General features: G+C 66.4%; 17 protein-coding genes, 1 tRNA gene and 2 pseudogenes. 11 read left to right on the top strand and 9 right to left on the bottom strand.

Going from position 1 to position 18,535, the window contains the following annotated elements; genetic code table 11:
- Window positions 1-73: 73 nt before the first annotated feature.
- The 4 genes from LXM88_RS15405 to mfd all read right to left on the bottom strand — a co-directional run bounded on the left by LXM88_RS15405 (window position 74) and on the right by mfd (window position 6,563).
- Window positions 74-544 (bottom strand): DUF3574 domain-containing protein, encoded by a 471-nt coding sequence (locus LXM88_RS15405; RefSeq protein ID WP_262533377.1) that lies wholly within the window; start codon window positions 542-544, stop codon window positions 74-76.
- 154 nt (window positions 545-698) lie between these two features.
- On the bottom strand, window positions 699-1,718 hold the full coding sequence (locus LXM88_RS15400) for a threonine/serine dehydratase (protein WP_262533375.1): 1,020 nt from the start codon (window positions 1,716-1,718) through the stop codon (window positions 699-701).
- Window positions 1,719-1,778: 60 nt separating this feature from the next.
- Window positions 1,779-2,999 (bottom strand): acetylornithine deacetylase, encoded by a 1,221-nt coding sequence (gene argE / locus LXM88_RS15395; RefSeq protein WP_262533373.1) that lies wholly within the window; start codon window positions 2,997-2,999, stop codon window positions 1,779-1,781.
- A gap of 93 nt (window positions 3,000-3,092) precedes the next feature.
- The gene (gene mfd / locus LXM88_RS15390) at window positions 3,093-6,563 is read right to left on the bottom strand and encodes a transcription-repair coupling factor (protein ID WP_262533371.1); all 3,471 of its coding nucleotides are present in this window, start codon (window positions 6,561-6,563) and stop codon (window positions 3,093-3,095) included.
- A 107-nt stretch (window positions 6,564-6,670) separates the two neighbouring features.
- On the opposite strand from mfd, the gene ispD reads away from it, so the two are divergent.
- Both ispD and ispF read left to right on the top strand, forming a co-directional pair.
- Window positions 6,671-7,381: a 2-C-methyl-D-erythritol 4-phosphate cytidylyltransferase gene (ispD, locus tag LXM88_RS15385; RefSeq protein WP_047900948.1), complete on the top strand. Its 711-nt coding sequence runs from the start codon at window positions 6,671-6,673 to the stop codon at window positions 7,379-7,381.
- 28 nt (window positions 7,382-7,409) lie between these two features.
- Window positions 7,410-7,895, top strand: a complete 486-nt coding sequence (gene ispF, locus LXM88_RS15380; protein WP_069745129.1) for a 2-C-methyl-D-erythritol 2,4-cyclodiphosphate synthase — start codon at window positions 7,410-7,412, stop codon at window positions 7,893-7,895.
- Between the two features lie 158 nt (window positions 7,896-8,053).
- On the opposite strand, the gene LXM88_RS15375 is transcribed toward ispF, so the two are convergent.
- The 4 genes from LXM88_RS15375 to ompR all read right to left on the bottom strand — a co-directional run bounded on the left by LXM88_RS15375 (window position 8,054) and on the right by ompR (window position 11,530).
- Window positions 8,054-8,581: a carboxymuconolactone decarboxylase family protein gene (locus LXM88_RS15375; protein ID WP_262533364.1), complete on the bottom strand. Its 528-nt coding sequence runs from the start codon at window positions 8,579-8,581 to the stop codon at window positions 8,054-8,056.
- Between the two features lie 75 nt (window positions 8,582-8,656).
- On the bottom strand, window positions 8,657-9,205 hold the full coding sequence (locus LXM88_RS15370; RefSeq protein ID WP_262533361.1) for a peroxiredoxin: 549 nt from the start codon (window positions 9,203-9,205) through the stop codon (window positions 8,657-8,659).
- A 189-nt stretch (window positions 9,206-9,394) separates the two neighbouring features.
- On the bottom strand, window positions 9,395-10,756 hold the full coding sequence (locus tag LXM88_RS15365) for an ATP-binding protein (protein WP_262533358.1): 1,362 nt from the start codon (window positions 10,754-10,756) through the stop codon (window positions 9,395-9,397).
- Window positions 10,757-10,795: 39 nt separating this feature from the next.
- On the bottom strand, window positions 10,796-11,530 hold the full coding sequence (gene ompR, locus LXM88_RS15360; RefSeq protein WP_006478565.1) for an osmolarity response regulator transcription factor OmpR: 735 nt from the start codon (window positions 11,528-11,530) through the stop codon (window positions 10,796-10,798).
- Between the two features lie 258 nt (window positions 11,531-11,788).
- Between ompR and LXM88_RS15355 the strand changes: the two genes are divergently transcribed.
- The 3 genes from LXM88_RS15355 (at window position 11,789) to LXM88_RS15345 (ending at window position 14,988) form a co-directional block, all read left to right on the top strand.
- Window positions 11,789-12,067 (top strand): hypothetical protein, encoded by a 279-nt coding sequence (locus LXM88_RS15355; RefSeq protein ID WP_262542858.1) that lies wholly within the window; start codon window positions 11,789-11,791, stop codon window positions 12,065-12,067.
- 133 nt (window positions 12,068-12,200) lie between these two features.
- On the top strand, window positions 12,201-13,700 hold the full coding sequence (locus LXM88_RS15350) for a DUF1800 domain-containing protein (protein ID WP_262532779.1): 1,500 nt from the start codon (window positions 12,201-12,203) through the stop codon (window positions 13,698-13,700).
- A gap of 67 nt (window positions 13,701-13,767) precedes the next feature.
- Window positions 13,768-14,988, top strand: coding sequence for a DUF1501 domain-containing protein (locus tag LXM88_RS15345; protein WP_262532777.1), 1,221 nt, complete (start codon window positions 13,768-13,770; stop codon window positions 14,986-14,988).
- Between the two features lie 10 nt (window positions 14,989-14,998).
- Here LXM88_RS15345 and hpnD read toward each other — a convergent pair whose 3' ends face one another.
- Window positions 14,999-15,832, bottom strand: a complete 834-nt coding sequence (hpnD, locus tag LXM88_RS15340) for a presqualene diphosphate synthase HpnD (RefSeq protein ID WP_262532775.1) — start codon at window positions 15,830-15,832, stop codon at window positions 14,999-15,001.
- Between the two features lie 237 nt (window positions 15,833-16,069).
- Between hpnD and LXM88_RS15335 the strand changes: the two genes are divergently transcribed.
- The 6 genes and pseudogenes from LXM88_RS15335 to LXM88_RS37275 all read left to right on the top strand — a co-directional run bounded on the left by LXM88_RS15335 (window position 16,070) and on the right by LXM88_RS37275 (window position 17,957).
- Window positions 16,070-16,156 (top strand) — tRNA-Leu (locus LXM88_RS15335).
- A gap of 172 nt (window positions 16,157-16,328) precedes the next feature.
- A pseudogene (locus tag LXM88_RS15330) lies at window positions 16,329-16,622 on the top strand (Arm DNA-binding domain-containing protein); the annotation flags it as partial.
- Window positions 16,623-16,625: 3 nt separating this feature from the next.
- A pseudogene (locus tag LXM88_RS37290) lies at window positions 16,626-16,946 on the top strand (hypothetical protein); the annotation flags it as partial.
- A gap of 112 nt (window positions 16,947-17,058) precedes the next feature.
- Window positions 17,059-17,280, top strand: a complete 222-nt coding sequence (locus tag LXM88_RS37285) for a hypothetical protein (protein ID WP_412524107.1) — start codon at window positions 17,059-17,061, stop codon at window positions 17,278-17,280.
- Window positions 17,281-17,306: 26 nt separating this feature from the next.
- Window positions 17,307-17,453 (top strand): hypothetical protein, encoded by a 147-nt coding sequence (locus LXM88_RS37280; protein ID WP_412524106.1) that lies wholly within the window; start codon window positions 17,307-17,309, stop codon window positions 17,451-17,453.
- A gap of 6 nt (window positions 17,454-17,459) precedes the next feature.
- Window positions 17,460-17,957: an IS1634 family transposase gene (locus LXM88_RS37275; protein ID WP_412524105.1), complete on the top strand. Its 498-nt coding sequence runs from the start codon at window positions 17,460-17,462 to the stop codon at window positions 17,955-17,957.
- Window positions 17,958-18,535: the final 578 nt, after the last annotated feature.

Genomic DNA, 18,535 nt, shown 5'->3' with positions numbered 1-18,535 from the left:
CTGTTCCGGCATGCGACGGGCGCCTTCGGGCGCCCGTTTTTTTTGCGCGGTGCCGGTAGCGGGTGAAGCGGAATCAGAACGATGCGCACGCCGGCGCGAGCGTCATGCCGACCGATTGCTGCCGGAATCGCTGCACGTACGCTTGCCGGATCGCGGCGAGCCGCGCGCGCGTGTCGGGCGTATCGTCGGCGATGATACGGATCACGAAGCTGTCTTCGCGCGTGATCCCGCCGGTTGTGCGGTCGCGCCACTGGCCGTGTGTGTCCCAGTAGGTGAGCCCGTCGGGGAAGCGTGGCGTGACCGTATCGGCGAGGAACGCCGTGCGTTCCGCATCGGTCACGGGGCCGCGCCCCGCGATGTCGCGCCCGAACAGCAGGTCGGCCTGCAGCATGCGGTTCTCGCCCGACTGCGTGCAGGCCGGCTGCGCGCCGACGACGGGCGAGGGCGGTGCCGCGCAGCCGGCGAGCAGCGCGATCGCCACGGCGCCGACCAGCGGCAGCACGCGGTGTCGCCACGTCGCAGCCCGTGCGTGCAGCGGCCGCATCTGCCCAATCTGCCCATTTCGTGTCGATCGACCTTCGCGCGCGCAAAACGCTGCGCGCTCAACCACTTGCGTGCTTGTTCGGCGGGTTATCAACAGGGCTGTCAACATAATCTGGGGATAACCCTAGGTTTGTCCACTTGCGCCCGGCGCGCGGTCAGTGCTGCAGTTTCGCGTGCGCGAGATGCATGCCGAGCGTGCCGGGGTCGGTGTTCGTGCCCGACAACAGCACGCCCACGCGCTTGCCCTGCAGCGTTTCGCGCAGCGGGCCGAGCAGCGCGGCGAGTGCGGCCGCGCATGCCGGTTCGACCGACAGCTTCAGGTACGAGAACAGGAACAGCATCGCGGCGCGCAGCGCGTCGTCGGACACGGTGACGATGCGGTCGACGTGGCGCCGGCACAGCTGGTAGCTGTATTCCTCGGTATGCGGCGCCATCAGCGAATCGGCGATCGTCTGCATCGCGCTCATCTTGATCGTGTGATTCGCCGCGAAGCTGCGGCTCATCGCGTCGGCGCCTTCCGGCTCGACGCCGTACACGTGCACGCGCGGATTCGCGAGCCGCAGCGCGGTCGCCATGCCGGCCGCGAGCCCGCCGCCGCCGATCGGCACGATCACCGCGTCGAGGTCGGGCGTCTGCGTCGCCCACTCGTAACCGAGCGTCGCGGTGCCGAGGATCGTGTGATAGCCGTTGAACGGATGGATGAAGAAGCGGCCTTCCTCGGCCTCGATCCGCCGCACGAGATCGAACGCCTGCGATGCGCTGCCCGCGAGCACGACTTCCGCGCGGTACTGCTTGCACTGCGCGATGCGCGTCGGGCTCGCGGTATGGAACATCACGACCTTCGCGCTGCTGCCGAGCCGCATCGCCGCATACGCGACGGCCGCTGCATGATTGCCGGCCGATACGCAGGTGACGCCGGCGTTCTTGCGGGCCTCGTCGAGCGCGAGCAGGTTCGTGAATGCGCCGCGCGCCTTGAAGCTGCCGCTCACCTGCAGCAGTTCGAACTTGAAGTTGACGTGCGTGCCCTCGAGGGACGGCAGATCGGCGCGTTCGAACACGGGTGTGCGCGCGACCCAGGGCGACAACGCGAAATGCTGCGCGGCGATTTCGTCGAGCGTCGGAATCGGCTCGCCGTCGATCGTCGTATGGGCAGTGCCGTGTTGGTCAGTCGACATGACGTGGCGGGTGGCGGAGTGGGCCGGCCCGCACACGCGGGCCGGCGTGGCGGGAGGCAGTCAGTGCGCGTCGACCGACATGCTGCGGATGAACTTGCGCAGGAACTGCTCGCAGCTGGCGAGCTGCGCGAGCTCGACATATTCGTTCGGCTTGTGTGCCTGCTCGATGTTGCCGGGCCCGCACACGACGCTCGGGATGCCCGCGCGTTCGAACAGGCCGGCCTCGGTGCCGTACGCGACCTTGCGCTTGTCCTGGTCGGCCGTCAGCGCGCGCACGAGCTGCGTGATCGCGGCCTGTTCGGTCGCGTCGAGCCCGGGCGCCGCGGCGATCTTCGAGAACTTGATCGCGGCATTCGGATGCTCGCGAAGCATCTGCGGCAGCAGCGTTTCCTGCGCATACGCTTCGATGCGCGTGAAGATCTGCTCGGGATCGAGCGTCGGCAGGTTGCGGAACTCGAAGTCGAAGCGGCATTCGGCCGGCACCGTGTTGATCGCGTTGCCGCCCTGGATCGTGCTCGTCTGCGCGGTCGTGAACGGCACGTCGTACAGCTCGTCGAACGGGCCTTCGGCGCGGAAGCGCTCGGCGATGTCGCGGATGTGGCAGATCAGGCGCGCCGCGTACTCGATCGCGTTGAGCCCCTTCGGCGTCAGCGACGAATGCGCCGCGTGGCCGCGCACGCAGCAGCGGTACGCGTTGATGCCCTTGTGCGCGATGATCGGCCGCATGCTGGTCGGCTCGCCGACGATGCAGCCGGACGGTTGCACGCCGCGCTTGACGAGATCGGCGATCATCAGCGGCGCGCCCGCGCAGCCGATTTCCTCGTCGTAGGACAGCGCGAAATGGATCGGCTTCGCGAGCTTCGTCGCCTGCATCTCGGGCAACAGCGCGAGCGCCGTGCCGATGAAGCCCTTCATGTCGCAGGTGCCGCGGCCGTACAGGCGGCCATCGCGGATCTCGGGTGCGAACGGGTTGCTGTCCCATTGCTGGCCGTCGACCGGCACGACGTCGGTATGCCCCGACAGCACGATGCCGCCGTTCGTCGAGCCGTCGTGCGCGGGCACGGTCGCGAACAGGTTTGCCCAGCCTTCGCGCGGATCGTGCGTGATCGTCGATGCGATGCCTTGCGCGGCGAGCGCGTCGCGCACCGTTTCGATCAGGCCGAGATTCGGCACGCGGCTCGTCGTGTCCATCGACACCAGTTGCTTGACCCAGGGCAGGCTGACCAGCGATGCGTCGCCCTGGGTTGCGGCGGACGGCGCCGTCGCGTCGAGAGTGGACATGGCAAAACTCCGTCTGATGAATGGGAAAATCATACTCAAAAACGCGTCGGCCCGCCTTCGCCGGGCGCGATGCAGTGCAGCATCGCCGCCCCGTCAGCGCGCCGCGGCCGCCGCTCCCTGCTTCGGCGCGAGCGCGCGCAGCGTTTCCTTGATCGTCGACACGCGGATCGCGAGATCGGGCGAGCGCGTTTCGATGCGCAGCTTGTCCTGGCCCGCGAGCTTGATGTGCCGGTGCTTCTGCACCATGTCGATGATCCGCATCGGATCGATCGGCGGATTCGGTTCGAACTGCAATCCGATCGCAGCCTCGCTCGCATCGATCTTGACGATGCCGAGCGGCTTCGCGGCGATCCGCAGCCGGTGCGTCTCGACGAGTGCGTGCGCCTGCGGCGGCAGCTTGCCGAAGCGGTCGATCAGTTCCTCCTGGATGCCGTCGATCGCATCGCCGTGCTCGCAGTTCGCGAGACGCTTGTACAGCGACAGCCGCTCCTGCACGTCCGCGCAGTAGTCGGCCGGCAGGATCGCGGGCGCATGCAGGTTGATTTCCGTCGTCGCGGCGAGCGGCGCGGTGAGGTCGGGCTCCTTGCCGTTCTTCAGCGCCTTCACCGCGTCGTTCAGCATGTCCGTGTAAAGCTGGAAGCCGATCTCGTGGATCTCGCCCGACTGCTTGTCGCCGAGCACTTCGCCGGTGCCGCGGATCTCGAGGTCGTGCATCGCGAGATAGAAGCCCGAGCCGAGTTCCTCCATCTGCTGGATGGCCTCGAGCCGGCGCTGCGCCTGCTTGGTCAGCGCCTGCGGATCGTGGACCAGCAGGTACGCATAGGCCTGGTGATGCGAGCGGCCGACGCGGCCGCGCAACTGGTGGAGCTGCGCGAGGCCGAACTTGTCCGACCGGTGCATGATGATCGTGTTCGCGCTCGGCACGTCGATGCCGGTTTCGATGATGGTCGTGCACAGCAGCACGTTCGCGCGCTGCGCGACGAAATCTCGCATCACGCGCTCGAGCTCGCGCTCGTGCATCTGGCCGTGCGCGATCACGATGCGCGCCTCGGGCACGAGCTCCTCGAGCATCGCCTTGCGGTTCTCGATCGTCTCGACCTCGTTGTGCAGGAAATACACCTGGCCGCCGCGCTTCAGCTCGCGCAGCATCGCCTCGCGGATCACGCTTTCTTCCTCGCGGCGCACGAAGGTCTTGATCGCGAGCCGCTTCTGCGGCGCGGTCGCGATCACCGAGAAATCGCGCAGCCCTTCGAGCGCCATCCCGAGCGTGCGCGGAATCGGCGTCGCGGTGAGCGTCAGCACGTCGACTTCCGCGCGCAGCGCCTTCAGCGCTTCCTTCTGGCGCACGCCGAAGCGGTGTTCCTCGTCGATGATCACGAGGCCGAGGCGCTTGAACTGCACGTCCGACGACAGCAGCTTGTGCGTGCCGATCACGATGTCGACGGTGCCTTCGTTGATCTGCGCGATCGCCGTGTTCACTTCCTTCGCGGTCTTGAAGCGCGACAGTTCGACGATCCGCACCGGCCAGTCCGCGAAGCGGTCGACGAAGGTCTGCGTGTGCTGCTCGGCGAGCAGCGTGGTCGGCGACAGCAGCGCGACCTGCTTGCCGCCCAGCACCGCGATGAATGCGGCGCGCAGTGCGACCTCGGTCTTGCCGAAGCCGACGTCGCCGCATACGAGGCGGTCCATCGGCTTGCCGCTCGTCATGTCGCCGATCACGGCCGCGATCGCCGCGGCCTGGTCGGGCGTTTCCTCGAAACCGAAGCTTTCCGCGAATTTCACGTAGTCGCGCGGGTCGAGCGCGAACGCGTGGCCTTCGCGGGCCGCGCGGCGCGCGTACAGGTTCAGCAGCTCGGCGGCCGTGTCGCGGATCTGCTGCGCGGCCTTGCGCTTCGCGCGCTCCCACTGGCCGGAGCCGAGCGCGTGCAGCGGCGCGCTGTCGGGATCGGCGCCGCTGTAGCGCGAGATCACGTGCAATTGCGCGACGGGTACGTAGAGCTTGCTGTCGCCCGAGTATTCGAGATGCAGGAATTCGGTCTCGCCTTCGCCGAGATCCATCGACACGAGGCCCATGTAGCGGCCGATGCCGTGCTGCGCATGGACGACCGGGTCGCCGACCTTCAGCTCCGACAGGTCGCGCACCATCGCGTCGACGTTGCTGGCTTGTTCCTGCCGGCGGCGGCCCGCGCGGCGGCCGAGCGCGCCGTACAGCTCGGTTTCGGTGACGATCGCATAAGCTTCGCCCGGCACCGCGAAACCGTTCGACAGCGGCGCGACGCCGAGCGCGAAGCGTTCGTCGCTCGCGAGCCAGCCCGCGAAGTGGTCGTTCGACGCCGGGCGCAGGTGATGCTCGGCGAGCAGTTGCAGGATGGTTTCGCGGCGGCCGGCCGATTCGACGGTCAGCAGCACGCGCTTGCCCGACGATTCGACGAACGTGCGCAACGATGCGAGCGGATCGTCGGAATGCCGGTCGACGGTGAGCTCGGGCAGCGCCGTTGCCCAGCCGCCGGCCGGTTGCGCGGGCAGCACGACGCGTGCGAACGGCTTTGCGAACGCGAAGAAATCCTCGTCGGACAGGAACAGGCGCTGCGGCTCGAGGATCGGCCGCTCGCGATCGTGCGACAGGAACGCGTGGCGCTGCTTCGTATCGGCCGTGAAGCGGCGGATCGAGGCTTCGAGATCGCCGGTGAACACGAGGTGCGCGTCCTGCGGCAGGTAGTGGAACAGCGTGGCCGTTTCGTCGAAGAACAGCGGCAGGTAATACTCGATGCCGGCCGACGGCACGCCGTTGCCGATGTCCTTGTAGATCGGCGCACGGCTCGGATCGCCTTCGAAAGTCTCGCGCCAGCGGCTGCGGAAGGCCGTGCGCGCGGCTTCGTCGAACGGAAACTCGCGGCCGGGCAGCAGCCGCACGTCACGCACCGGGTACAGGCTGCGCTGCGTGTCAGGGTCGAACGCGCGGATCGAGTCGACCTGGTCGTCGAACAGGTCGATCCGGTACGGCAGCGGCGAGCCCATCGGGTACAGGTCGATCAGCGAGCCGCGCACGCAGTATTCGCCGGGCCGCACGACCTGGCTCACATGCTCGTAGCCGGCCAGCGTGAGCTGCGCCTTCAATTTCGCCTCGTCGAGCCGTTCGCCCTGCGCGAACGCGAACGTGTACGCGGCCATGAACGACGCGGGCGGCATCCGGTACAGCGCGGTGGTCGCGGGCACCAGCAGGATGTCGCAGCGGCCTTCGCCGAGGTCGTGCAGCGTCGCCAGCCGCTCGGACACGAGGTCCTGGTGCGGCGAAAACGTGTCGTAAGGCAGCGTTTCCCAGTCCGGCAGCAGGCGCACGCGCGCATCGGGCGAGAAGTAGCGGATTTCCTGCGAGAGCCGTTGCGCGTCGACCGCGTTCGCACAGATCACCGCGAGGAGCGGCACGTCCTGGCGGTTGTCGGCGAGATAACGGGCGATGGCGAGCGCATCGGCGGAACCGTGCGCGCCGTCGAAGGCGAAACGCTGGCCGGGTTTGACGCGGGCAACGGGCGAGGCGGACGGGGTGGAAGCGTTATCTGGCATAGGGACGGCAGGGGTGGCGTACACGGGCGCAGCGCGGTGCGCCGGTCGAGACGAAAGACCTATTATAAAATCCGCTTCTCGATTTCATCTTTCCGGCGTTTCCTTTCGTGACTCCCCGACTTTTCGCCCTGATTCCCTGTGCCGGCACGGGCAGCCGTTCCGGTTCGGCCGTGCCGAAGCAATATCGCACGCTGGCCGGCCGCGCGCTCCTGCATTACACGCTCGCCGCGTTCGATGCGTGCAGCGAATTCGCGCAGACGCTCGTCGTCCTCGCGCCCGACGATTCCCATTTCGACGCGCGCCGCTTCGCGGGCCTGCGCTTCGCGGTGCGCCGCTGCGGCGGCGGCTCGCGGCAGGCGTCGGTGCTGAACGGGCTGCTCGAGCTGACCGAGTTCGGCGCGACCGACCACGACTGGGTGCTCGTGCACGATGCCGCGCGCCCGGGCATCACGCCGGAGCTGATCCGCACGCTCGTCGCGACGCTGAAGGACGACCCGGTCGGCGGCATCGTCGCGCTGCCGGTGGCCGATACGCTCAAGCGCGTGCCGGCCGGCGGCGACGCGATCGCGCGCACCGAGTCGCGCGACGCGCTGTGGCAGGCGCAGACGCCGCAGATGTTCCGCATCGGCATGCTGCGCGAGGCGATCCTGCGCGCGCAGCGCGAAGGGCACGACCTGACCGACGAAGCGAGCGCGATCGAATGGGCCGGCCATACGCCGCGCGTCGTGCAGGGCAGCCTGCGCAACTTCAAGGTTACGTATCCGGAAGATTTCGCGCTCGCGGAAGCGATCCTCGCACGCCCCGCGAACGCTTCCTGACTTTCACCCCATTTCAATCGGAACACGCATGGATTTCAGAATCGGACAAGGCTACGACGTGCACCAGCTCGTCCCGGGGCGCCCCCTCATCATCGGCGGCGTGACGATTCCGTACGAGCGCGGCCTGCTCGGCCACTCGGACGCGGACGTGCTGCTGCACGCGATCACCGACGCGCTGTTCGGCGCGGCGGCGCTCGGCGACATCGGCCGCCATTTCTCCGACACGGACGCGGCGTTCAAGGGCGCGGACAGCCGCGTGCTGCTGCGCGAGTGCGTCGCCCGGGTCAAGGCGGCCGGCTTCACGATCCAGAACGTCGACAGCACCGTGATCGCGCAGGCGCCGAAGCTCGCGCCGCATATCGACGGGATGCGCGCGAACATCGCGGCCGATCTCGGGCTGCCGCTCGACCGCGTGAACGTGAAGGCGAAGACCAACGAGAAGCTCGGCTATCTCGGCCGCGGCGAGGGCATCGAGGCGCAGGCCGCCGCGCTGCTGGTCAGGCAGGGCGGCTGACGCCCGGTTGTGGCGGCGCGCGGTTCGCACCGCGCGCGGTGCTGCGAAAATGAAAAATGCCACGCATCGGCGTGGCATTTTCGTTTGGAGCGACGGCCGTTCCGGCATGACTGCCGGTCGCGCGGCGAAACCGATCATGCAGCCACTCATGCAGCCATTTACTCGCCTTCGGCGGCGATCACCTGCGCGGCGGCGTTGATCACCGACGCGATGCGGCCGACGTCGCGCAGCTGCGTGACGGTCATCCCTTGCTCGTTCTTCAGCAGCGCATAGTGCGACTTCACGCAGAAGTGGCACTTGCCGACGATCGACGCGGCGAGCGCGTACATCTCGAACTTGCGCTTTTCGACGCCGCCGTGCGTCGCATACGCACCCATCCGCAGCTCGGCGCGCTGCGTCTTCAGGTCGGCGTCGTCGGCCATCTCGACATACGGATACCAGGTGTTGTTCATCCCCATCAGCGCGGCCGCCGTCAGCACGGCGTTCGTCTCTTCGGGCGACAGCACGCCGGCTTCGCGGATCGTCTTCACGAGCACCGTGCTCTTCGCCGCGATCGCCGCCGCCAGCGCGACGCCGACCGCGTCGGTGCCTTCGAGCGACGAGCGCGAGATCGTGCCGTCGAGGTTCAGGCGAATGTCCTTCGCGTAGTCGGGGATGCGCGCCTTAATCGAATCGATGAATTCCATTGATATCTCCTATGAGTTGGCCGTTAAAAAAGCCCGCAGGCAGCACATGCGCCGCGGGCTTCGGTGCATCGACGCTTACAGCGTCGAGCCGCCGACAGCGCGGTTGCACGGGCAGAGTTCGTCCGTTTGCAGGCCATCGAGAATGCGCAGGATTTCGTCCGTGTTGCGGCCGACGTTCAGGTTGTTGATCGAAACGTGCTGGATCGTGTTGTCCGGATCGACGATGAACGTTGCACGCAGGGCCACGCCGGCTTCCTTGTCGCGCACGCCGAGCTGGTCGATCAGCTCGCCCTTGACGTCGCCGAACGAGTAGTGGTTCAGCTTGTTCAGGTCCTTGTGCTCACGGCGCCATGCGAGCTTGACGAATTCGTTGTCCGAGCTGCCGCCGAGCAGGATGGCGTCGCGCTCTTCGAAGTGCTTCGTGAGCTTCGCGAACTCGACGATTTCCGTCGGGCACACGAACGTGAAATCCTTCGGATAGAAGTAGATGATCTTCCACTTGCCCGGGAACGATGCTTCGGTGACGGTCTCGAACGCCGACTGGCCGTTTTCCTCGTGATGATTGAAGCCCGGCTTCGCGGCTACGACGGTGAAAGCTTCGAGTTTATCGCCCACGGTTTTCATGCGGATACTCCTGTATGAGTTGGGAAGAAGACTGAGTCAAGCTACCTCGGTGCTGCAACGACGGTGTGACAGCATGGGGCAGACTATAACACTATTAGTAAAGCGCTTCAATAGATTTTGGCTAACGATCCCCATAGCTTTTGTCAACCGGATCGATAGTGTGAAGCGCGGGAAGCGTGCGCGAGCGCGTCACGCAGTCGCACGCGCCTTGCCGGCGCCGGGGAATTCGAGCGTGACTTCGAGGCCCGCTTCGGGGTTGCGGTTGCGCAGGCGCAGCGCGCCGCGATAACGGCCGACGAGCCGCAGCACGATCGCCATCCCGAGGCCCGTGCCGTCCGCCTTGGTGCGCGCGGTGTCGACGCGATAGAACGGCCGCATCACGAGCGGCAGTTGATCCTCGGGGATGCCGGGGCCTTCGTCGCTCACCGACAGTTCGACGCGCGCATGCGACACGCGCGTCTCGAGCGTGATGCGCGAGATGCCGTCCTGTTTGCTCTGGCCGTACTTGCGCGCGTTCTCGACGAGGTTGCCGATCACGCGGCGCATGTCGGTCTCGTCGGCTTCGATGATTGCGCTCGGCGCGAGCCGTGTGCGGATCTCGACGCCGTCCTCGCCCGACGCGCGCGCGGCGACTTCCTGCGCGATCGACGACAGGTCGACGGGTTCGGGCCTGCGCTGCGACGGGCGCGCATAGTCGATGAAGGCTGCGATGATGCGGTCCATCTGCTCGATATCGTCGACCATCGCGTCCTTGGTCGCCTGGTCGGACGGGCTCATCTCGGTTTCGAGGCGCAGCCGCGCAAGCGGCGTGCGCAGGTCGTGCGAGATGCCCGCCAGCATCAGCGCGCGGTCGGCCTCGAGCTGTTCGAGGTCGCGCACCATCTGGTTGAAGCTGCGGTTGGTCTCGGCCGCGACGCCCATCCCGCGCTCGGGCAGCAGCTCGGGCGTCTGGCCCGAGCCGATCTGGCGCGCGGCGAGCGCGAGCCGCGAGAACGGCCGGTTCACGAGGCTCGTGATGAACGCGGAGCCGAACAGCGACAGCGCGAGCGCGAACAGTCCCCAGCCGGCCCACTGCAGGCCGGTGACGTTGTCGAGCTGGTCGCGGTCGAGCGCGACCCAGTAATCGTCGTCGTCGATCTTGAAGCTGATCCACACGCCGGGAATGTCGTTGACCGATTGAGCGATCACGGTGTCGTCGCCGAGGCGGCTGCGGATGTCGTGCTCGATCAGGCGGTTCAGCGATTCGTCGGGCTGCAGCTTGAACTTGTCGGTTTTCTCGCGCGGGTAAACGCGCACGCCCTCGTTGCTCTCGAGATCCTGCAGCAGCGCGCGCCGCAGATCGGGATCGGAATAGAGCAGGGCGGTGCGCGTGAGCTTCACGACCGCGACGAGCTGCAGCGCGACGCGCTGCGCACGCGGCTCGCGCTCGATCACGCGAAAGCTCTGGAACCACGCGGCGAGACTGACCGAGATCAGCAGCGCGATCAGCAGGAAGGTGCGCCAGAACAGCCCGCCGAACGCGAGCTGCAGGAGGCGCCGGTCAATACGCATGGGACGGGCCGTGGGCGGGCGAAACCGGAAAAGAAAAAATCAGGCGGCGCCGTCCGGAATGAACACGTAGCCGAGGCCCCAGACGGTCTGGATGAAGCGCGGGCTGCCCGGATCCGGTTCGATCAGCTTGCGCAGGCGCGAGATCTGCACGTCGAGGCTGCGGTCGAACACTTCGTATTCACGGCCGCGCGCGAGCTCCATCAGCTTTTCGCGCGACAGCGGCTGGCGCGGATGGCGCGCGAACACCTTCAGCACCGAGAATTCGCCGGTCGTCAGCGGAATTTCCTGGCCGGATTTCGTCAGCGTACGGGTGGCGAGGTTCAGCGAGAACTCGCCGAACTCGAACACCTCGGTGGTTTCCGACGGCGCACCCGGCAGTTCGGCCGGCGCCTGGCGGCGCAGCACCGCATGAATGCGCGCGACGAGTTCGCGCGGGTTGAACGGCTTCGGCAGGTAGTCGTCGGCGCCCATCTCGAGGCCGACGATGCGATCGACGTCCTCGCCCTTTGCGGTGAGCATGATGATCGGCGTGCGGTCGTTGCTGCCGCGCAGGCGGCGGCAGATCGACAGGCCGTCTTCGCCCGGCAGCATCAGGTCGAGCACGAGCAGGTCGAAACGCTCGCGGACCCAGAGCTTGTTCATCGCAGTCGCGTTCTCCGCGACATATACGTTGAAACCCTGCTCGCCGAGATAGCGGCGCAGCAGATCGCGCAGGCGCGGGTCGTCGTCGACGACGAGAATCTTGGAGGGGTTTTTCGTTTCCATGATCGGCATCTTATCGCGAATGGGAATTGGCGCACGGCCGCGCATTTTCGTGCGTTACAGTCAGTTACAAAATTTACCCGTAGTGTCGCGCCGAGTAAAGGCAGGCTATAGAGATTCCTTTACTCGAAGCCGAAATTCGGTAGATACTCCCCTGCACTCCATCTTTCATCTTTGCACACCCGAATTCCGCAGGGTTTTTCAAGTACCAGAGGTAGCCGGTTGCCGCGTGACGAAGGGAACAAATCGACCAAAGAAGCGAGGACGGTCATGCGATCTGCCCGGATTGCACTGATGCTGACGATCGCGCTTGCCGGTCCGTATGCGTCTAACTTCGCGTATGCGCAGCGCCCCGAGCAGGGCGCACCGTCGCGCAAGCTGCCGCGCGGCAAAGCGCCGCAGCCCGATCGTGCCGCCGAGATGCCGGTCCGTTCCGCCGTGCCTCCCGATCTCGAACAGCACCGCCGCGACGGGCACATGACGCCCGAGGAGCGTCACCTTTTGCGCCAGCACATCGAAGACGCCGTTCGCGAGCTGTACAAGCGCTGAAGCGTGCCGTCTTCATCCTGCGCGGAACCCACCGCGCGGAAAAAATTCGTAGCACTTTTTCCGTCAACTTTCGACCGCCGATTGCCGTTGTACCGGCATCCGCACCGCCGGTGCGCTCCGGGAGTCCATGACGATGAAAGCGAACGCTGCCGCACCGGCGCCGTCGCCCGCAATGCAGTCGGCGCTCGACGCCGACGATGCACTGTTTTTCCTGAGCCGCACCGGTTTTTCTCCCGCGCCCGCCGACGTCGCGCGCATCGTCGGCATGACGCGCGCGCAGGTCGTGGCCGACACGCTCGGCAACGTTCGCCGCGAACCCGTCACGGCGTGGCCCGACTGGATCGCCGAGCTGCCGCCGACGCGCGCGCAGCGCCAGGCGCTGACCCCCGACATGCGCCGCGACGAGCAACGCGAGCGCAATGTTCGATACGATGCGTTGCGCGCGACCTGGGTCAACGAGATGGTCGTGACGCCGTCGCCGCTGACCGAGCGCATGACGCTGTTCTGGCACGGGCACTTCACGTCGGGGCAGGACAAGGTGCCTTATCCGCAAACGATGGCCGCGCAGAACGCGCTGTTTCGCCGCGAGGCGCTCGGCAACTTCGGCACGCTGCTGCACGCGGTCGCGAAGGACCCGGCGATGCTGCAGTATCTCGACGGCGCGAGCAATCGCAAGGGGCGCCCGAACGAGAATTTCGCGCGCGAGGTGATGGAGCTGTTCACGCTCGGCGAAGGACACTACACGCAATACGACGTGACCGAAGCCGCGCGTGCGATGACGGGCTGGACGATCGATCCCGATACGCTGCGTTTCGAGGTGCGGCCGGATTTGCACGATGCGGGCGACAAGACGATTCTCGGCGAGACGGGGCAGTTCGACGGCGACGGTTTCGTCGACATCCTGCTGAAGCGGCCCGGCACCGCGCGCTTCATCGTCGGCAAGCTGTGGCGCGAATTCGTGTCCGATACGCCCGACGCGGGCGCGCTCGATGTCGTGGCGGAACGGTTTCGCGCGAGCGGCTACGACATTCGCGCGGCGCTTGCCGCGCTGTGGTCGACCGACGCGTTCTGGGATCCGCGCAACCGCGGCGTGCTCGTCAAGTCGCCGGTCGAATTCGTCGTCGGGTCGGTGCGGCTGTTCGACGTCGCGTACGGCGATCCGCAGATGCTCGCGAACACCGTGCGCACGCTCGGGCAGAACCTGTTCTATCCGCCGAACGTGAAGGGCTGGCCGGGCGGCGCGCTGTGGATCAACAGCACCACGCTGCTCGCGCGCAAGCAGTTCGTCGAGCAACTGTTCCGCGCGACGGAGACGGCCGGCATGCGGCCGCCGGCGCATCCGGTGGCGCCGCCGCCGAATGCGCGTGCGCACGCGATACCGGTGGTCGACCCGGCGTCCGCCGCCGGCATGCGCGGGCCGGCCAAGCCCGCGCGCGCCGGCCTGCGCTTCGATCTCGAACGCTGGCTTGCGCAATATCGCGCGCGGCCGCAGGCGATCGCGGGATTGTCGACCGAGCTTCAGCTCCAGCACGCGGTGCTGCCGGTGTCGCCGGTCGCGGCGATCGACACGGATTCGACCGGCAGCGCGTATCTCGAGGCGCTGCTGATGGATCCGGCCTATCAATTGAAATGATGCAAACGACGACGAATCGGAGCGCCGCTGCGGCAAAGGTGCGGGGCGGCGAACCAAAGGATGCGCGATGAACCGACGTGATTTTCTGACGCTGACGGGCGCCGCTGCTGCGGCGGGCGTGTCGATGTGGCAGTCGCCCGCGCTGGCGGCATCGGGGCCGCAGGCCGGCCGGCAACCGGCGGCCGGGTATGCGAACGTGCTGATCCTCGTCGAGCTGAAGGGCGGCAACGACGGCCTCAACACGGTGGTGCCGTATGCGGACCCGCTGTACTACCAGTTCCGGCGCAGCATCGGCATCAAGCGCGAGCAGGTGCTGCAACTCGACGCACACACCGGGCTGCACCCGTCGCTCGCGCCGCTGATGCCGCTGTGGCGCGACGGGCAGGTCGCGGTCGTGCAGGGCGTCGGCTATCCGCAGCCGAACCTGTCGCATTTCCGCTCGATCGAGATCTGGGATACCGCATCGCGTTCGGACCAGTACCTGCACGAAGGCTGGCTCACGCGCACGTTTGCGCAGGCGCCGGTGCCGCCCGGTTTCGCGGCGGACGGCGTCGTGCTCGGCAGCGCCGAGATGGGGCCGCTCGCGAACGGCGCGCGCGCGATCGCGCTCGTCAATCCCGCGCAGTTCATCCGCGCGGCCCGGCTCGCCGAGCCATCGTCGCTGCGCGAGCAGAACCCGGCACTGGCGCACATCATCGACGTCGAGAACGACATCGTGAAGGCGGCTGATCGGTTGCGCCCGCGCGGCGGGATGCGTGAATTCAAGACGGCGTTTCCGGCCGGCGCGTTCGGCACGTCGGTCAAGACTGCGATGCAGGTGCTGGCCGCATGCGAAGCGTCCGGGCCCGGTGCGCAGGATGGCGTTGCGGTGCTGCGCCTGACGCTCAACGGCTTCGACACGCACCAGAACCAGCCGGGGCAGCAGGCCGGGCTGCTCAAGCAGTTCGCGGAAGGGATGAGCGCGATGCGCGGCGCGCTGCTCGAACTCGGGCGCTGGAACCAGACGCTCGTGATGACGTATGCGGAATTCGGGCGGCGCGTGCGCGAGAACCAGAGCAACGGCACCGATCACGGCACGGCCGCGCCGCATTTCGTGATGGGCGGCCGCGTGGCCGGCGGGCTGTACGGGGCGCCGCCGGCGCTCGGGCGGCTCGACGGCAACGGCAACCTGCCGGTCGCGGTCGATTTCCGCCAGCTCTACGCGACCGTGCTCGGGCCGTGGTGGGGGCTCGATGCGACGCGCGTGCTGCAGCAGCGCTTCGACACGCTGCCGTTGTTGAAGGCGTGATGCGCCGGGTTCAGCGCCGGCGTGCGGCGCGCCACGCGATCCACAGCTTGCGGATCGGCGTCAGCGCGATGCGCTGGTGCAGCACCTGATAGCCGTCGCGCCCGATTTCGTCGAGCAGCGCGCCGGCCAATGCGATCTGCGCGCGCAGCGTGCGCTGCGCGCGGCGTTCCGATGCGGGGATCGCTGCGTCGGCGGCCGCGAGCGCTTCGCGCGCACGCGCCGTCTGGAATTGCAGCAACTCGGTGAAGGCCGGGCTGTAGCGGCGGTTCAGCAGATCGGCCGCGGTTACGTTGTAGCGCTGCAGTTCGTCGATCGGCAGGTAGATGCGGCCGTGGCGCGCGTCGTTGCCGAGTTCCTGCACGAATTGCGCGAGCATCAGCGCGCGGCCGGCGTCCGCGGCCCACGGCTGCGGGTCGGCCGGGTTCGCCGCGCTGGCGCGTGCGACCAGCGACGCGAAGGTGCCGCCGACCTGTGCGATGTAGCGCTGCAGGTTCGCGAAGTCGAGGTAGCGCGCCTGTTCGAGGTCCATCCCGTAGCCGTTGACGAGCGTGCGCAACGTGTCGGCTTCGGCGGCGATCACCGGATGATGCTGCGCGAGCGCCTTCGTGACGGGGTGCGACGGTTGCCCGTCGGCCAGTGCCGCGAGTTCCTTGTGCCACCACGCGAGCTTCGTGTGTCCGACGGTCGGGTCGCTGGTTTCCTTGACGGTTTCCTCGAGTTCGCGGCGCAGCGCGAACAGCGCGGTCAGGCGCGGCTGCGTGGCGAGCGGCGCCTGACGCAACGCGTAGTAGACGCTGGAGCCCGCAGGGGCGGCCTTTTGCTGACAGTAGTCGTCGAAGTTCACGGGCGGAATCGGGTGGGGGCGGGTTCGGGGGACGCGCGGCGGCGCGGTGCCGAAACGTCGAGCGCGGCATTCTAGCACCGCTGCACGACAGGCGCCGGCAGGGCGAGACAAGGTCGCCCGGATCGGGTAGAATCTCGCGCTCGCCTGATCGGGCGTGCCGGTTTTCGGGCCGGTGCGAAGCCCAGGGCGCGTGGAGAACGCATGTTGCGTGCCGCGCGGTCAGGCGACAGAAAATGCGCGTGAGTGGCGAAATTGGTAGACGCACCAGGTTTAGGTCCTGACGCCCGCAAGGGTGTGCCGGTTCGAGTCCGGCCTCACGCACCACATATACTCCCAAGCATTTCCATGTTTGGCCAAAAAGCCCCGTCAGTCAAGCACTTACGGGGCTTTTTGCTACCAGCGTTGCCCATCTTTTCCCATTGACACCCATGAAATCGGGGGGCATCGTAGGGGGCAGTTTTCATGACCTGGGGCATCGAAATGCCCCCATGCTCAAATGCCCCTTACCGATGTCGCCGTCCGTGCGGCCAAGCCTCGCGAAAAGTCCTACAAGCTGGCCGACGGCCAGGGCATGTACCTCGAGATCATGCCGACCGGGTCGAAGTACTGGCGATTGAAGTATCGCATCGACGGCAAGGAGAAACGGATGGCCCTCGGGGTCTATCCGGCCGTGACCCTGCTGGCTGCGCGTAAGGCTCGCGACGAGATCAAGGAACAGCTTCGCGGCGGTCTGGATCCTTCGCACGAGAAGAAACGTGTGAAGTTGCAGCGCAGTCTTGATCGCGCGAACTTCAACCGGCTCCGCGACCCGGAATCGAAGCTCGGCATCGCACGCTGGCTCGAAGGCGCGCTCGTGCCGGGCGTGCCCGCCGAGTCGGTCACGCATCAGCGTTTGCTGCGCACGATGGACACCGTGGTCGAACACGCCGACGCGCTCGACGATGCGTTGGCCGGCCTGCCGCGGCTGTTGATCGATCAGGAGCTTTCGATCGTCTTCTACGATCTGACGACAATCCGCACCGAGGGACATTCGCGGACCGACAACAACGAACTGCGTCAGTTCGGTCTCGCCAAGGAGGGCGATATCGCCCGCCAGGTCATGCTCGGTGTCGTGTAGACGGCTGACGGGCTGCCGATCTACCATGAAGTGTTCGCTGGCAACGCCGCCGAAACCCGGATACTCATCCCCGCCATCAAGAAAGTGCTGGCGCGTTACCCGATCCGGCGTGTCGTGCTGGTTGCCGATCGCGCGCGGCCTGCTGTCGCTGGACAACCTCGAAGCCATCGAGGCGATCCGGGTCAACGGACGGCCGCTCGAGTTCATCCTCGCGGTGCCGGCGTGCCGCTACGGCGACTTCGACGAATTGCTTGCCGAATCCCATGCCCGACTATGTGCCAGCGCTCCCGAGGAATCCTCGACGAGTTCCAGTGGCAAGGCCATCGGCTGATCGTCGCGCATCGGTCGGATAGCGCGATGGAGATGGGGCGGCGTCGCGACGAACGGATCGCCGAACTCGAAACCGCAGTGGCCCGCCTGGCCGGCAAGCTGGACGGACAAGACTGCGGCGGTCGCTACAAGGGCCGGCGGTTCTCCGACAGCGTCGCCAAGGCGCGCTTCTAACAGGTTGTGTGCGAAGCGAAGCTCGCCTCGATCCTGAAGGTCGACCCGCGTTCGGAACTGTTCACCTACGAGACCGACGACCGGGCGCTGGCGCGAATGATGGACGGCAAGCTGCTGCTCGTGACGAACGTCGCGGATCTGACGCCCGTCGAGGTCATCGCGCGCTACAAGTCGCTCGCGGACATCGAGCGCGGCTTCCGGGGGCTGAAGTCCGAGATCGACATCGCGCCGGTGTTCCACCGGCTGCCCCAGCGTATCCGAGTGCACGCGATGATTTGCTTCCTCGCGCTGGTGCTGTACCGGGTGCTGCGCATGCGGTTGAAGGACCGCGACAGCGCCTACTCGCCCGAACGCGCGCTGGAAGTCGTTCGCCGCATTCAGCTTCATCAGGTCACCCTGCATCGCCAGCATACGTCCCAAGGCCTCACCACGGTCAGTCCCGAGCAGAAGGAGTTGTTCGACACCGTCAAGCGGTCCATCCCGACCCTCCGCCACGTCGTGTAGTGACAAAAACGGCACCCCCGCCCCAACAAAATCAATCGCTTACGCGAAAATCTGTCGAACTCGGGCGGCAGATAGATCATCCAGCTCGCCCGGCTCGGTGTCAGACACCTGCTTTGTGACATAGCGCCGGGGAGCTACCGTCAGATTCGCCGGGGGAAACGCTGGACGGGGGCGGTCAAACAGAATCCACGCTCGTTTACGAGATGCATTTATGAAAAATCCTGACCAAATTAGGAAATTTCTTAGTATTGACGGGTTTATTAAGATTTAATGTGTATTTTGTAGAACGTTTAAAAATTGATGCCAGATTGAGTTTGGTTGGAAGTGCAAAAAAGAAAATCAGGAACGGGGCGTCGTTGCATAAATGGGTCGCGACGCAGAAATGGGCTACGTTCTTTTTCAGTCGGTGCAGGCGGCAGAGTTAGGTCATGTGATTGAGCACGTCTACGCGAACGGCGACTCCGGTCGACTGTCTGGCCTGATTTAGGTATACCTCGCGAGCAATGGCGATATCAGTTTCCCCGGGCATATGCCACTTTGTGGTCGTGTGCTCGTTCAGTGGCGCTTGTTGCGCAATG

Source organism: Burkholderia sp. S-53 (genome assembly GCF_025560745.1).
Classification (GTDB): Bacteria; Pseudomonadota; Gammaproteobacteria; order Burkholderiales; family Burkholderiaceae; genus Burkholderia; species Burkholderia pyrrocinia.
Note: the sequence above shows the minus strand (reverse complement) of the source record. Positions and strands in the feature narration are given on the sequence as shown.